Annotated in this window: 11 protein-coding genes; 6 read left to right on the top strand and 5 right to left on the bottom strand. The window is 68.2% G+C overall.

The window, feature by feature from the left end:
- The first annotated feature begins 50 nt into the window (after positions 1-50).
- From aldA to AC1RQF_RS15755, 4 genes are all read left to right on the top strand, one after another.
- Positions 51-1475 (top strand): aldehyde dehydrogenase, encoded by a 1425-nt coding sequence (aldA, locus tag AC1RQF_RS15770; protein WP_492872436.1) that lies wholly within the window; start codon positions 51-53, stop codon positions 1473-1475.
- A gap of 93 nt (positions 1476-1568) precedes the next feature.
- A complete protein-coding gene (locus AC1RQF_RS15765) occupies positions 1569-2894 on the top strand; it encodes an MFS transporter (RefSeq protein ID WP_492872435.1) in 1326 nt (441 codons plus the stop codon).
- A complete protein-coding gene (locus AC1RQF_RS15760; RefSeq protein WP_273996747.1) occupies positions 2891-4108 on the top strand; it encodes a mandelate racemase/muconate lactonizing enzyme family protein in 1218 nt (405 codons plus the stop codon). Before AC1RQF_RS15765 ends, AC1RQF_RS15760 begins: the two co-directional genes overlap by 4 nt.
- Positions 4109-4125: 17 nt before the next feature.
- Positions 4126-5790: a GMC family oxidoreductase gene (locus AC1RQF_RS15755; RefSeq protein WP_492872434.1), complete on the top strand. Its 1665-nt coding sequence runs from the start codon at positions 4126-4128 to the stop codon at positions 5788-5790.
- Positions 5791-6155: 365 nt separating this feature from the next.
- Here the strand turns inward: AC1RQF_RS15755 and AC1RQF_RS15750 are convergent, their stop codons facing one another.
- The 3 genes from AC1RQF_RS15750 to AC1RQF_RS15740 all read right to left on the bottom strand — a co-directional run bounded on the left by AC1RQF_RS15750 (position 6156) and on the right by AC1RQF_RS15740 (position 9068).
- Positions 6156-6977, bottom strand: coding sequence for a quaternary amine ABC transporter ATP-binding protein (locus AC1RQF_RS15750; RefSeq protein WP_273996750.1), 822 nt, complete (start codon positions 6975-6977; stop codon positions 6156-6158).
- A gap of 14 nt (positions 6978-6991) precedes the next feature.
- Positions 6992-7957 carry an ABC transporter permease gene (locus AC1RQF_RS15745; protein ID WP_273996751.1) on the bottom strand — a complete coding sequence of 322 codons (966 nt, stop codon included), beginning with the start codon at positions 7955-7957 and terminating at the stop codon, positions 6992-6994.
- Between the two features lie 73 nt (positions 7958-8030).
- Positions 8031-9068 carry an ABC transporter substrate-binding protein gene (locus AC1RQF_RS15740; protein ID WP_273996752.1) on the bottom strand — a complete coding sequence of 346 codons (1038 nt, stop codon included), beginning with the start codon at positions 9066-9068 and terminating at the stop codon, positions 8031-8033.
- Between the two features lie 572 nt (positions 9069-9640).
- Between AC1RQF_RS15740 and AC1RQF_RS15735 the strand changes: the two genes are divergently transcribed.
- A complete protein-coding gene (locus AC1RQF_RS15735; RefSeq protein WP_273996753.1) occupies positions 9641-10792 on the top strand; it encodes a porin in 1152 nt (383 codons plus the stop codon).
- Between the two features lie 396 nt (positions 10793-11188).
- Here the strand turns inward: AC1RQF_RS15735 and AC1RQF_RS15730 are convergent, their stop codons facing one another.
- Together AC1RQF_RS15730 and AC1RQF_RS15725 are read right to left on the bottom strand one after the other, a co-directional pair.
- Positions 11189-12433, bottom strand: coding sequence for a saccharopine dehydrogenase family protein (locus AC1RQF_RS15730; protein WP_273996754.1), 1245 nt, complete (start codon positions 12431-12433; stop codon positions 11189-11191).
- A 52-nt stretch (positions 12434-12485) separates the two neighbouring features.
- A complete protein-coding gene (locus AC1RQF_RS15725) occupies positions 12486-13403 on the bottom strand; it encodes an acetoacetate decarboxylase (protein ID WP_492872433.1) in 918 nt (305 codons plus the stop codon).
- Positions 13404-13598: 195 nt separating this feature from the next.
- On the opposite strand from AC1RQF_RS15725, the gene AC1RQF_RS15720 reads away from it, so the two are divergent.
- Complete coding sequence (locus AC1RQF_RS15720) at positions 13599-14834, top strand: NADH:flavin oxidoreductase/NADH oxidase family protein (RefSeq protein ID WP_273996756.1); 1236 nt, start codon at positions 13599-13601, stop codon at positions 14832-14834.
- The last annotated feature ends 23 nt before the right edge of the window (positions 14835-14857 follow it).

Genomic DNA, 14857 nt, shown 5'->3' with positions numbered 1-14857 from the left:
GCGTTTCGCCACCGCAGCGATCCGCCCGAATCCATCGGAGGAGCCACCTCATGCGCACCGAACGCAACTACGTGAACGGCCGTTTCGTCGCCCCGCACAGCGACGCCTTCATCGTCGTCCACAATCCCGCCACCGAAGCGCCGTTCGCGCGCGTGCCCGCCGCGACGCCGGCCGACGCGCTGGCCGCCGTCGACGCCGCGGCGGCCGCGCAGAAAGCGTGGCGCAAGCTGCCGAGCGCCGAGCGCGCCGCGTACCTGCACCGCTTCGCCGATGCGCTGACCGCGCGTGCGCCCGACATCGGCGCGGCGCTCGCGCAGGAATCCGGCAAGAGCGTCGAGGACGCATCGAACGAAGCCGTCTACGCCGGCCAGATCACCCGCTACCACGCCGAATGGGCGCGCCGGATCGAGGGCGAGATCATCCCGAGCGACACGCCCGACGAGAACCTGTTCCTGCAGCGCGAGCCGATCGGCGTCGTCGCATGCCTGATCCCGTTCAACTATCCCGTCTACACGCTGCTGCGCAAGGTCGCGCCCGCGCTGATCGCCGGCAACACCGTGGTCGTGCGGCCGAGCAACCACACGCCGGTGTCCGCGTTCGAGATCGCGAAAGCCGCCGACGACGCGGGCTTCCCGCCCGGCGTCGTCAACATCCTGACGATGGACCACGCGACGGCCGAGATGCTGTGCACGCATCCGGCGGTCGGCATGATCACGCTCACGGGCAGCGTGAACGCGGGCCGCAAGGTGCTCGACTACTGCAAGGCGAACATCGCGAAACCCTCGCTCGAACTCGGCGGCAAGACGCCCGCGATCATCGAGCCCGACGCCGACCTCGAACGCGCGGCCGCCGCGCTCGTCGCATCGAAAACCACGCATTGCGGCCAGCTCTGCACGGCCATCGAACGCGTGTACGTGCACGACAGCGTGCACGACCGTTTCGTCGCGCTGCTGAAGGAGAAGATGGGCGCGGTCCGCAGCGGCGACCGCGCGGCCGATCCGTCGAACATGGGCCCGCTCGTCAGCGCATCGGCGCGCGCGCATATTCACGCGATGGTCGAACGCGCGATCGCCGACGGCGCGACGCTCGAAACCGGCGGCGCGATCCCCGACGGCCCCGGTTTCTTCTACCCGGCCACGCTGCTGACGAACTGCCGGCAGGACATGGAGATCGTGCAGGAGGAAACCTTCGGCCCGATCATGCCCGTGCTGCGCTACCGGACGATCGACGAAGCCGTCGGCTTCGCGAACGACCACCAGTTCGGGCTGTCGTCGGTGCTCTACACCGAGCATTACCGCACCGCGATGACGGTCGCGAACGCGATCGAGGCGGGCGAACTGTACGTGAACCGCACGCCGGCCGATCCGTACCAGGGCTTCCACGCCGGCTGGAAGCGCTCGGGCCTCGGCGGCGACGACGGCAAGCACGGGATGCTCGAATTCACGCAGACGCGCCTCGTCGTCATGAAGTACTGACGCAACGCCGACGCGCCGCTTCCGGCGCGCGCGTCGCCCCTGATCCGATCTAACACACAATAAATCTGCAGGCTTCCGCCCGAAGGAAGTCTGATGGAGGACGACATCATGCCGACCCAACCGTCGACGCCCCTCGCGTCGCTCGCGGGGCACGCCCCGACGCACGCGTCGCAGGACGCGCGCGCGCAACGCTACCTGCAGTTGCTGCTGCTCGTGATCGCCGCGGGCGCGATCTATCCGATGCTGTACCTGCGGCAGGTATACCAGCCGACGATGCTGCAGTTCTTCCATATCGACGACGTGCAGCTCGGCTACCTGTATTCGTCGCTCGGCACGATCTTCCTCATCAGCTACCTGCCGAGCGGCTGGCTCGCCGACCGCCTGTCGCCGCGCTGGCTGATCTGCTTCTCGCTGCTCGCGACCGGCGCGCTCGGGCTCGTGTACGCGACCGGGCCGTCGTTCGACACGCTCGTGCTGATCTTCGGCGGCTGGGGGCTGACCACCGGCCTCACGTTCTGGGCGGCCGTGATCAAGCGCGTGAACATGATCGCGGGCCCCGATGAACAGGGCCGCTTCTTCGGGCTGCTCGACGGCGGCCGCGGGCTGGTCGAGGCGCTGCTCGCGACGATCGCGATCACGCTGTTCGCCTACGTGACGCAGGCGCACGGCGGCACCGACGCGGCCGGTTTCAAGCTCGTCGTGCACCTGTACGCAGGCTTCTGCATCACGCTCGGCGTGCTGCTGGCGCTGGTGAAGGATCCGGCGGGCGCGGGCGACCGCGCGACGGCGACGAAGCGCCGAGGCAGCGTGCTGACCGACCTGAAGACGCTCGCGGCGATTCCCGAACTGTGGCTCGTCGCGGCGATCGTGTTCTGCGGCTACCAGGTGTTCTGGGCGACCTACAGCTTCTCCGCCTACCTGCACGAGGGCAATTTCGGGCTCAGCGCGACGGCGGCCGGTTTCATCACCACGCTCAAGCTGTGGATGCGCCCGATCGGCGGCATCGGCGGCGGTTTCCTCGGCGACCGCGTATCGAAGGTGTCCGTGCTGTTCTGGGCGCTCCTGCTCGCCGCGCTGTCGCTGGTCGGGCTGATCGCCGCGCCGCCGCACAGCCCGCAGGCGATGCTCGTCGTGCTCGTGCTGTTCATCGGCATCCTCACCTACGCGATCCGCGGCCTGTACTGGTCGCTGCTCGACGACTGCAAGGTGCCGACGCATTGCGCGGGCCTCGCGATCGGCATGATCTCGGTGCTCGGCTATTCGCCCGACGTATTCGTGCCACTGATCAACGGCTACGTGACGCAGGCCTATCCGGGCGCGCACGGCTATCAGCTCTATTTCGGTTATATCGCCGCCGTCGCGCTCTGCGGCGCGGGCGCCGCCGCGTTCCTCAAATACCGTCTCAAGGAATCCGCATGAAGATCGTTTCGCTCGAAACCCATATCGTCGCCGTGCCGCCGCCGCATATCGGCGGCATGTACTGGATCTTCGTGAAGCTGAAGACCGACGACGGCATCGAAGGCGTCGGCGAGATCTACTCGGCGACGTTCCATCCGAAAGCGATGGGCCCGATCATCGACGACGTGTTCGACCGCTACCTGCTGAACCACGATCCGCACCACGTCGAGCGGCTGTTCCGCCAGACCTATTCGAGCGGCTTCACGCAGCGGCCCGACCTCACGATGATGGGCGTCGTCAGCGGCCTCGAAATGGCGTGCTGGGACATCATCGGCAAGGCCGCCGGCAAGCCCGTGTACGAACTGCTCGGCGGGAAGATCCACGATCGGCTGCGCTCGTACACCTACCTGTATCCGAAGAACGCGCAGGGCGAATACGACTACGACGATCCCGACCTCGCGGCCGAATGCGCGGCCGAGAACGTGAAGCTCGGCTTCACGGCGGTCAAGTTCGATCCGGCCGGCCCGTATACGGCCTACTCGGGCCACCAGCTGTCGCTCGAAGTGCTGGACCGCTGCGAGCTGTTCTGCCGCCGCGTGCGCGAGGCCGTCGGCAGCAAGGCCGACCTGCTGTTCGGCACGCACGGGCAGATGGTGCCGTCGTCGGCGATCCGGCTCGCGAAACGGCTGGAGAAATACGACCCGCTGTGGTTCGAGGAACCCGTGCCGCCGGGCCAGGAGGAAGCGATCGCGCAAGTCGCGAAGCACACGTCGATTCCGATCGCGACCGGCGAGCGCCTGACGACCAAGTACGAATTCCACAAGCTGCTGCAGGCGGGCGGCGCGTCGATCCTGCAATTGAACGTCGCCCGCGTGGGCGGCCTGCTCGAAGCGAAGAAGATCGCGACGCTCGCGGAAGTGCACTACGCGCAGATCGCGCCGCACCTGTACAACGGGCCCGTCGGCGCGGCCGCGAGCATCCAGCTCGCGACCTGCACGCCGAACTTCCTGATCCAGGAAAGCATCATGACCTGGGGCGGGTTCCACTCGGAAGTCGTGAAGACGCCGATCCGCTGGGAAGACGGCTACATCGTCCCGTCGAACGAGCCGGGCCTCGGCATCGAGCTCGACATGGACGTCGTGCGCCGTCACACGCCCTATACCGGCGAGCGGCTGCACCTGCAGATGGGCGAGAAGCCCGTCGACGTGAAGGATCTCGCCCCCGCCAAGGGCTGACCGGGAAAAACGCGACCATGACTTACGACTACATCATCGTCGGCGCGGGCTCGGCCGGCTGCATCCTGGCGAACCGCCTCAGCGAATCGGGCCGGCATTCGGTGCTGCTGCTCGAAGCGGGCGAGCGCGACGCGTCGTTCTGGTTCAAGGTGCCGGTCGGCTTCACGAAGACCTATTACAACCGCCGCTACAACTGGATGTATTACAGCGAGCCCGAGGCGCAGCTCGCCGGGCGCCAGCTGTACTGCCCGCGCGGCAAGGTGGTCGGCGGGTCGGGCTCGATCAACGCGATGGTCTACGTGCGCGGCCAGCGCAGCGACTACGACGACTGGGCGAACGCCGGCAATCCGGGCTGGGCGTACGACGACGTGCTGCCCTACTTCCGCAAGCTCGAAACCCATGCGGCCGGCGCGACCGATCCGCGGCATCACGGCTCGACGGGGCCGATCCACATCACGTCGATGAAGGCCGACGTGCATCCGATCGTCCACACGTTCCTGAAAGGCTGCGAGCAGTTGAACCTGCCGCGCACCGACGACTTCAACGGCGCGCAGTTCGAAGGCGCGGGCATCTACGACCTGAACACGAAGAACGGCGAACGCTGTTCGAGCAGCGTCGCGTACCTGCGGCCCGCATTGCGCCGCGCGAATCTCACGCTGCGCCCGGGCGTGCTGGTGCGGCGCGTGACGTTCGACGGCACGCGCGCGACCGGCGTGGTCGTGGCCGGCGCGCGCGGCGACGAAACGCTCGTCGCCGCGCGCGAGGTGATCCTCGCGGCCGGCGCGGTCGATACGCCGAAGCTGCTGCAACTGTCGGGCGTCGGCGATCCGGCGCTGCTCTCGCGCCGGCGCGTGCCGCTCGTGCATGCGCTGCCGGCGGTCGGCCGCAACCTGCAGGATCACCTGTGCGTGAGCTTCTATTTCAAGGCGAACCGGCCGACGCTGAACGACGAGATGGGCACGCTCGTCGGCAAGCTGAAGATCGGGTTGCGCTACCTGCTGACGAAGCGCGGCCCGCTCGCGATGAGCGTGAATCAGGCGGGCGGCTTCTTCCGCGGCGCGCGCGACGCATCGGAGCCGAACCTGCAGCTTTACTTCAACCCGCTGTCGTACCGCATTCCGAAGAGCGCGCACGCGAGCATCAAGCCCGAGCCGTATTCGGGCTTCCTGATCGCGTTCAACCCGTGCCGGCCGACGAGCCGCGGCACGATCGAGATCGCATCGAACTGCGCGGAAGACGCCGCGAAGATCCGCATCAACGCGCTCACCACGCAGAAGGATCTCGACGAGGCCGTGCAGGGCAGCAAGGTGATCCGTGCGCTGATGCGCGCGCCGGCGCTGGAATCGATGACGGTCGAGGAAATCTCGCCGGGCCCGCAGGTCGACTCGGACGAAGCGATGCTGCAGTACTTCCGCGAGCAGTCGGGTTCGATCTACCACCTGTGCGGATCGTGCGCGATGGGACCCGATGCGGCGACGTCGGTCGTCGACGCCTCGTTGCGCGTGCATGGGCTCCAGGCGCTGCGGATCGTCGATGCGTCGGTGTTCCCGAACATCACGTCGGGCAACATCAACGCGCCGACGATGATGGTCGCGGAGAAAGGCGCGGATCTGATTCTGGCCGATGCGGGGCGGGACGAGACGGCCGCGCCGGCAAGCGAGCGGGAACCCGTCGCGCACTGAACGGCCGGCGTGAGCCGGTCGAAAGCCGGTCATGCCTCACGCGGGCATCCTCCTCGCGCGGCAGGTTTCCGATTCAAAGCCGACACACAGGAAAGAAATCAGGAGGCGGCGCGCGATCGCCTTTCTCTCGCGCCGATCGTCATCATGTCCGCCGGTCGGGTTGCGACGAAGCCGTGCCACGCCGCCGACCGGCCCGGCCTTCGCGCTGCTTGCCGTCGTCGTCACGTCGGGCGAGACTCAGGGCGCACCTTCTCTGCCTTGACGCGCACGACGCGGCGTACATCCCGATCGATTCCGGCACGCACACCGGGCCACACCTTGCCGGCGAAGGCCGCGCGCCGCGCGGCCTGACCGGGCCCGGCGCGTCAGTTCGCGCTCGTGCGCTTCTCCACGAACCTGCGCACGTAATCGTCGGCCGGGCGCGACAGGATGTCGTCCGGCGTGCCGACCTGCACGAGCGTGCCGTCGCGCAGGATCGCGATCCGGTTGCCGATCCGCAAGGCCTCGTCGAGATCGTGCGTGATGAACACGATCGTCTTCGCGAGCGTCGCCTGCAGCTGGAGCAGCTGATCCTGCATCTCGGTGCGGATCAACGGATCGAGCGCGGAGAACGCCTCGTCCATCAGCAGCACGTCGGTATCGGCGGCCAGCGCGCGCGCGAGGCCGACGCGCTGCCGCATCCCGCCCGACAGCTCGTCCGGATAATGGTCGCCGTAACCGTCGAGCCCGACCTTCGTCAGCCAGTTGCGCGCCGCCTCGACCGCGTCGTGGCGCTTCTCGCCGCGCGTGCGCAGCGCATACGCGGCATTGTCGAGCACGGTCTGGTGCGGCAGCAGCCCGAAGTTCTGGAACACCATGCTGACCTTGAAGCGGCGCAGTTCGCGCAGCCCGTGCGCGTCGAGCTTGATCACGTCGCTGCCGTCGATCACGATCTCGCCGGCCGTCGGCTCGATCAGCCGGTTGAAGTGCCGCACGAGCGTCGACTTCCCGGAACCCGACAGCCCCATGATCACGAAGATCTCGCCCGACGCGATGCCGAGGCTCACGTCGTTGAGCCCGACGTTGCAGCCCGTTTGGGCCAGCACGTCGGCCTTGCGCTTGCCGCTCCTCAGCAGGTCGAGCACGCGCGCATGCGCGGCCTGCGGCCCGAACAGCTTGTACACGTGTTTGACGTCGATGGTCGCCATGTCTGCCTCCGTTCCTATGCGCGCGACGATTGCGCCGCCTGATTCGAATCGACGCTCGCCGACTGCGCCTTGCGCGGCTGCCGGTACGGCACGCGCGACGCGCCCTTCTGCCGGCGCTGCTGCGCGAGCCGTCGCCGTGCGCGGCGTTCCTGGCCGAAGCCCTGGCTGATCCGGTCGATCACGATCGCGAGGATCACGATCGCGAGGCCGGCCTGCGTGCCCTTGCCGACGTCGAGCGTCTGGATGCCCGCGAGCACGTCCTCGCCGAGCCCGCGCGAGCCGATCATCGATGCGATCACGACCATCGACAGCGCCATCATCGTCGTCTGGTTGATGCCGGCCATGATGCTCGGTCGCGCCAGCGGCAGCTGCACGTTCACGAGCAGTTGCCAGCGCGTCGTGCCGAACGCGCGCGCGGCTTCCGTCACGTCCGGATCGACCTGGCGGATGCCGAGGTCGGTCAGGCGGATCAGCGGCGGCAGCGCGTAGATGATCGTCGCGAGGATCGCGGGCACCTTGCCGAGGCCGAACAGCATCAGCACCGGGATCAGGTACACGAAGCTCGGCAGCGTCTGCATCACGTCGAGCACCGGCAGCAGCACCCGGCGCAGCCACGCGCTGCGCGAGGCGAGGATGCCGGCCGGCACGCCGATCGCGACCGACAGCACCGTCGCGACGAGCATCAGCGCGAGCGTCTGCATCAGCTTGTCCCACAGGCCGAAGCAGCCGATCGCGTAGAGCAGCAGCATGAAGAGCGCGCCGAGGCCGATGCGGCGCGTCGCGTTCCACGCGATCGCGCCGACGACCAGCAGCACGAGCCACGGCGGCGCCACGCGCAGCGCGCCTTCGAGCGGCACGAGCAGGTAGCGCAGCAGCAGCGTGCTGAAATGATGGAAGCTGTCGCCGTATTGCGCGACGAAGGTCTCGAGCGCGCTGTTGACCCAGTCGGCGATCGACAGGTGCAGGAAGAAGCCGTTCATGTTGATTCTCCGTCGCGCCGCGCGGGCGCGTGACGGCGGCGGCGGCGGGCGCGGGCCCGCCGCCGCGCGCAGGTTACGCGCCCTTCAGGCTGCCGGCGATCTTCTGCGCGACGTCGGCCGGCACCCACTGCTTCCACAGGTCCGGGCGGGTCTTCAGGAACTGCGTGGCCATCGCCGCGCCGTCGATCTTCTTCGTCGTCATCTCGAGGATCGTCTGGTTCAGGAAGTCCATCGGAAAACGCACCTTGCCGAATACGCCGACGAGATCGGGATTCGCATCGGCGAACGGCTTCGACACGCCGACCGTCAGCCGCGACACCATGTACGACGACGCGCACTGGTGCGTGCTGCTCTCGTCGCGCAGCGTCTTCCAGCATGCTTCGTTATAGGCCGGCATCTTCAGCGCCGTGAACTTGTATTTCGCCATCAGCGCGGCCGGGCCCCAGTAATAGAACACGATCGGCGCGCCGCGCTGGTACGCGGACGCGATCGCCGCGTCGAGCGCCGCGCCCGTGCCCGGATGGAAGTTCGTATACGACTGGTCGAGCTTCAGCACGCGCAGCAGGCGCGTATTCACGCGCTCGCAGTCCCAGCCGGTCGGGCAGTTCAGGAAACGGCCCTTGTCCGGCTCCTCCTCGTCGGCGAACACCTGCTTGTACTTCGGCAGATCGTCGACCGACACGAGCCCGGGCGCGACCGGCTTGAGGTTGCGCGCCGGATCGCCCTTCACCACGTATTCGGGCACGAACCAGCCTTCCGTCGTGCCGCCCGGCAGCGTGTCGCCGATCAGCTTCACGGAACCCGACGCGACGGCCTTCGCGGTGATCTCGCTGCGGCCCGTCCACTGCTCGGCCCAGATCTGCAGGTCGTTGCGCGCGAGCGCCGTTTCGGTCGCGGCCGTGCTGCCCGGCACGACGTCGGTCTTGCAGCCGTACCCCTTCTCCATGATCTGCCGCAACACCTCGGTCGCGAACGATCCGCTTTCCCACGTGATGCCCGCGAAATGGACCGTCCTGCCGTCGGCGCACGCGCCGCCGGCCGCGTGGGCCGCGGGCGCGGACAGGATTGCCGCGGCGGCGAACAGGACCGCTTTCAGTCGTCGAATCTGCATGGTGGGTTGTCTCCAAATCGAATCTGTTGTTTGTGCGTCGCGGCATGCGCGGCGACCGGCGAATCGCAAATCCATCCACGTCCGGTCAGTCTGCATGTTTCCGCCGCCAAATTGTTTAGGGAAACGAGTAATTCCGATCATTGCAATCGGCGCCGCCAATCAATATCGGAACGCGCTGTCAGGCCCGCCGGACGGACTTCGCGGCCAATTGTAAGCAAGCGCGCGCGGTCCGGCGCGGGCGGTATCGCGCCCCGGTTCGACGGCGGCCCGGCCGGCCTTGAAGCACGGCCGCGCGCATGCCGTCTTGGCCGTCGAAGCCGCCCGCCGGCCCGCCATTGGCGATCCCGATCCCACCCATCGAAATTACTCGCTTTCGCTTCATTTTCGGCTTGGGAAGAATGCCCGGTGTCATCGGAGGAGACACGGCCCGACACCGTCGGTCGCCGCGCCGCCGCGCCTTGCGCGCGTCCGGCGCCGCGCCCGCTGCGCCGGATCGCCCCGGATGACGGGACGCGCCTCGCCGGACGCGCTCACGACAATCGATACAAGCTGGATATCCCGGAGATCTCTCAATGAACAAGAAACTGACGGCGCTCGCCGTAACGGCGGCATTCGCCTCGCCGGTGTTCGCGCAAAACAGCGTCACGCTGTACGGCGTGATCGACGAAGGCCTGAACTACACGAACAACGCCGGCGCCGGCCACGTCTACGAGATGGCGAGCGGCTACGCGCAGGGCAGCCGCTGGGGCCTGAAGGGCAGCGAGGATCTCGGCGGCGGCATGAAGGCGATCTTCCAGCTCGAAAACGGCTTCGACGTGAACAGCGGCCGGCTCAACCAGGGCGGCCGCATGTTCGGCCGCCAGGCGTACGTCGGCCTGAGCCAGGCGCAGTACGGCACGCTGACGTTCGGTCGCCAGTACGACTCCGTCGTCGACTATCTCGCGCCGACCACCGCCAACGGCAACTGGGGCGGCTACCTGCTCGCGCATCCGTTCGACAACGACAACACCGACAACTCGTTCCGCCTCGACAACACGGTGAAGTACGCGAGCCCGAACTTCAGCGGCTTCCAGTTCGGCGGCGCGTACAGCTTCAGCAACAGCACGAACTTCTCGGACAACCGCGCGTACAGCTTCGGCGCGCAGTACCAGAACAACGGGCTGCTGATCGGCGCCGCGTACCTGCAGGCGAACCATCCGGGCGACGGTTCGGCCGGCGCGATCACCGCGAACGACGCGAGCTACATCGCCGAGCGCATGCGCGTATTCGGCGCGGGCATCAACTACACGTTCGGGGCCGCGACGGTCGGTTTCGCGTACACGAACTCGAACTACAAGAACCCGACCGGCAACGGCTACCTGAGCACGCCGGGCGCGATCATCGCGCCCGGCGCGACGGTCAGCGCGATCAAGTACCAGAATTTCGAGCTGAACGGTTCGTACCAGATCACGCCGGCGTTCATGGTCGGCGCGCAGTACGTGCTGTCGCTCGAGAAGTACGACGCGTCGACCGGCGACGCGAAACCGAAGATCCACTCGGTCGGGCTGATGGCCGACTACAACCTGTCGAAGCGCACCGACGTGTACTTGCAGGCCGCGTACCAGCACGTCGCGGGCGACAAGACGAACTCGATCCTCGACCAGGCGTTCATCCCCGGCACCGACGCGCCGTCGTCGACGTCGAACCAGGTGGCCGTGCGCCTCGCGCTGCGCCACAAGTTCTGACGCGCCCCGGTTCTCCGTTCTTCACGCGACGCCCGCGCCGGTCGGCCCGAGGTGTCTTTGTCCGCCCGCAGGCGTCACGCCCGCGGGCGGCTTTTTCATGGATCGCCGGCAGCAGAGCGCCCGATCGCTTCGTCGCACGCTTGAGGGAATGGGAGACGGTCGGCGCGGGACGGTATCGTCCGTTCGCGAGGCCCGCCCCCGCATCGACGCGGCGCCCCGCGATCCGGCGACAGTCGAACCCGGTCGGCCCGGCAGGCGTGATTCAACTTCGGATGTCTCGTCATCGATTCAACGACGGCAGCGATGCGCGTCACCTCCACGCGATGTCACGTCGCAAGCGCCGCGACGCGTTTCGTGCTGCCCGGGGAACGCGCCCGGCCCATCCGACGAACGCGCTCAGATCACCTCGAAACGCAGGCCCGCATCGCGCGTCAGGCGCGCGATGAAACGGTCGTCGAACATCGTGGCCGGCGTCCAGAAGCCGCCCGCGCGGCCGACCTTCGCGCCGTCCTTGACGTGGTCGACCGCCAGGCTCAGCACCGCCTGCCCCAGCATCTTGCCGGTGGAGCCGTAACCCGGATCGCGGTCGCCGGTCACCTTCACGCGCATGACCTGGCCCGCGTCGCCATGCCCCACGAAGCGGATATCGTAGCGGCCGGCCAGCTGCGCTTCCGGGCTCGGGCCTTCGCCGGGCTTCGGCAGCAGGAAGCGCTCCATCAGCGTGCGCACGGGCTTGACGACGACGCCCGCCATGAACGCGCCGAGGCCCGCCGTCATCGCGAGCGCCGCCAGGCGTCCCTTGAAACCGGCCCCGGTCAGCATCGCCTCGTCATAGGCGAAGCGGCCGCCATACGCATTTCCCGACAGCGCATTGGAACGATGCACGACGCGCTCGTTGATCGCCGCCATGACGAACGGCGCGATCCACGCACCGAAATCCGCATCGAAGCTCGCGCCCTTGAGCATGCGCTGACGCACCGTGAAGCCGTGCCCCTCGGGGCACAGCGCATAGGGATTCAGCAGCGCCCTGCGCAACTCGGGATCGGCCGTCGCCTCCCTGACGACGTTGATGAGGCTCGCCACCGTGCCGCCCGACGCGCCGCCCTTGAGCGTCCTGACGCGCATCTTGACGCGGGTCGCCGGCACGCCCCATGCGCGCAGCGCCTGCTGCTGCAGGAAATACACGCCCAGGTCCGACGGCACCGAATCGAAGCCGCAGCAATGCACGATGCGCGCCCCCGATTGCCGCGCCGCGCTTTCGTAGCGCGCGATCATCCGCCGGATCCACTGGGTCTCGCCGGTGAGGTCGCAATAGTCGGTGCCGCTTTCCGCGCAGGCCTTCACGAGCGGCTCGCCGTACAGCGCATACGGCCCGACGGTGGAGACCACCACCCGGGTCCGCGCGCACAGCGCGCGCAGCTGCGCGTCGTTCCCGGCGTCGGCGACGATGACGGGCAGGGACCGGCCCGCCTCGCCCAGCGCCTGCCGGACGTTCGCGAGCTTCGCCTCGGCGCGGCCGGCGATGGCCCAGCGCGGCGCATCGGCCTGCCCCGCGAGATGCTCGGCCAGGTAGCGGGTCAGGATCTGGCCGACGAAGCTGGTGGCGCCAAACACAACGAAATCAAGATCCGGAGCGGTCATCGAGGATTCCTTGCGAAGTGCGGGAGGGACGGCCGGCACGGCGGCCGCGCGCTCAGTGTCCGGCAGGATCGAACGCCGTCAGCGGCATCGGCAGGTCGAGCACGAGCTGCGCATCCTTGACCACGTCCAGGCGAACCCGGGTGGCGGCGCCCAGCCCGTTCAGCAGCTGGCTCAGCGGGCCGCCGCCGCGCGTCAGCCTGACGTCGCGCGGGAGCATGCGCTGCGCGAACGATAGCATGTTGGTCTGGACCGAGGTCTGGTGCCACGCGCCGTCGATCAGGTGGATCATCGTCGTGCTCGCCATGTGGGACTGCGGCGCGACCTCGCGCAAGGCCGGCAGCGGCGCGCGCAGGATCAGGTCCGGGGTGCCGTCGGGCGCGGCGATGGACGCGTTCACGTCCGCGCCGATGGCCACGTCGATCGCGGCCCGCCATTTCGGCAGCTGATAGCCGTGCACGCCGCGCACCCGTGCGATCTCGGTCGTGACGGGCAGCGCCAGCACGTGCGCGCAGAAGCTGCGGCGCCGCATCGACTGCAACAGTTCCCGCGCATGCGAGCCGCGCGCGCCCGGCCGCCGGATCACCACCGCGACCGACGCTTCGTCGTAGGGATCGTTGTCGCAGACGGCATACGAGAAGAAAGTCAGCGCCACCAGTCCATGGCCGGGAACCGCGCGCAGCGGTTCGAGCGGCGCGGGCAGCGTGGCGCGCAGCCGGTCCAGCGGCGCGAGCATCAGCAACTGCACGCTGCCCGCGCGGTAATAGAAGTTCGGCGCCCAGGTCGGGCCGATCCGCGATGCCGCCAGATGCTTGGGTATCCTGCGGAAATATTCGATGTTGCCGGCGGCGGGATCCCGCGCCACCTCGTCGAGGTCCGGGTTCATCCGGAAGCGGTCGTAGTAACCGCCCGCCGGCACCTCGACCTGCTGCGCACCGAATTCGACCTGAGTGAAACGCCCGTCCCTGTCCATTGAAGTTCCTCGCCGAGTGCCCCGGCGTCCCGCCGGTCGGTCACCGTCGACGCCCACTCTAAGATTGAACACGGCTTCAAGGTCAAGCGTTCCGGGGCGCATCGACGCACGGCATCCCACCCTTGAAAAAGACGCTTGACCTTGAAGCTGACTTCAAACCTAAAGTCGAGCCACGATCACACGAGGCCCTCTGCCATGAACGTATTCGACACCCTGACGCTCCCCAACGGGTCGAGCATTCCGAACCGCATCGCCAAGGCCGCCATGGAGGAAAACATGGCGGACGCCGACCACGGGCCGTCGGAACGGCTGATGCGCCTGTACGAGGCCTGGGCCGAGGGCGGCGCGGGCCTGCTCATCACCGGCAACGTGATGGTCGACCGCCGCGCGATGACGGGGCCCGGCGGCGTGGTGCTGGAAGACGACCGGCAGCTCGACAAGTTTCGCCGCTGGGCCGCGATCGGCCGCGCCCGGGGCGCGCAATTCTGGCTGCAGATCAATCATCCCGGCCGCCAGATGCAGGCCAACCTGGGCCAGGAAACCTGGGCGCCGTCGGCCGTGGCGATGAACCTGGGCAAGATGTCCAAGTACTTCGGCACGCCGCGCGCGATGACGCGCGACGTCATCGACGACGTGATCCGGCGCTTCGCGCGCGCGGCGCAACTCGGCGAACAGGCCGGCTTCACCGGCGTGGAGATCCATGCGGCGCACGGCTATCTGCTGAGCCAATTCCTGTCGCCGCTCACCAATCGCCGCACCGACGAATGGGGCGGCTCGCTGGAGAACCGGGCGCGCCTGCTGCTGGAGATCGTCAAGGCGGTGCGCGCCGTGGTGTCGCCCGGCTTCGCGGTCGCGGTGAAGCTCAACTCGGCCGACTTCCAGCGCGGCGGCTTCAGCGTCGACGATGCGCGGCAGGTGGTGATGCTGCTCAACGGGCTCGGCGTGGATCTGGTCGAGTTGTCGGGCGGCAGCTACGAAGCGCCGGCCATGCAGGGCGAGGCGCGCGACGGCCGCACGCTCGCGCGCGAAGCCTATTTCGTCGAGTTCGCGCGCGACCTGCGCACGGTGGCGAAGATGCCCGTGATGGTCACGGGCGGCATCCGGCGCCGGCCGGTGGCCGAGCAGGTGGTGCACAGCGGCGTGGACATGGTCGGCATCGGCACCGCGCTCGCCCTCGATCCGTACCTGCCGCGCGACTGGCGCAAGGGCAAGGACAACGCGCCCGCGCTCGCGCCGATCACCTGGAAGAACAAGGCGCTGGCCTCGCTCGCCAACATGGCGAGCGTCAAGTTCCAGCTGCGCAAGCTGAGCCGCGGCCAGACGACCGATGCGCATGTCGCGCCGTGGCGCGCGCTGGTGCTGCAGGAAGTGGGCAATGCGTGCCGCACGCGCCGCTACCGGCGCGCGATGGCGCGGTTGGCCCGGCATTGATCGGAAAGCGACGCCCCGCAGCC

Source organism: Burkholderia sp. GW821-FHT14F03 (assembly GCF_058803765.1).
The sequence above is the reverse complement of the archived record's forward strand: the minus strand, read 5'-3'. Positions and strand labels throughout refer to the sequence as shown.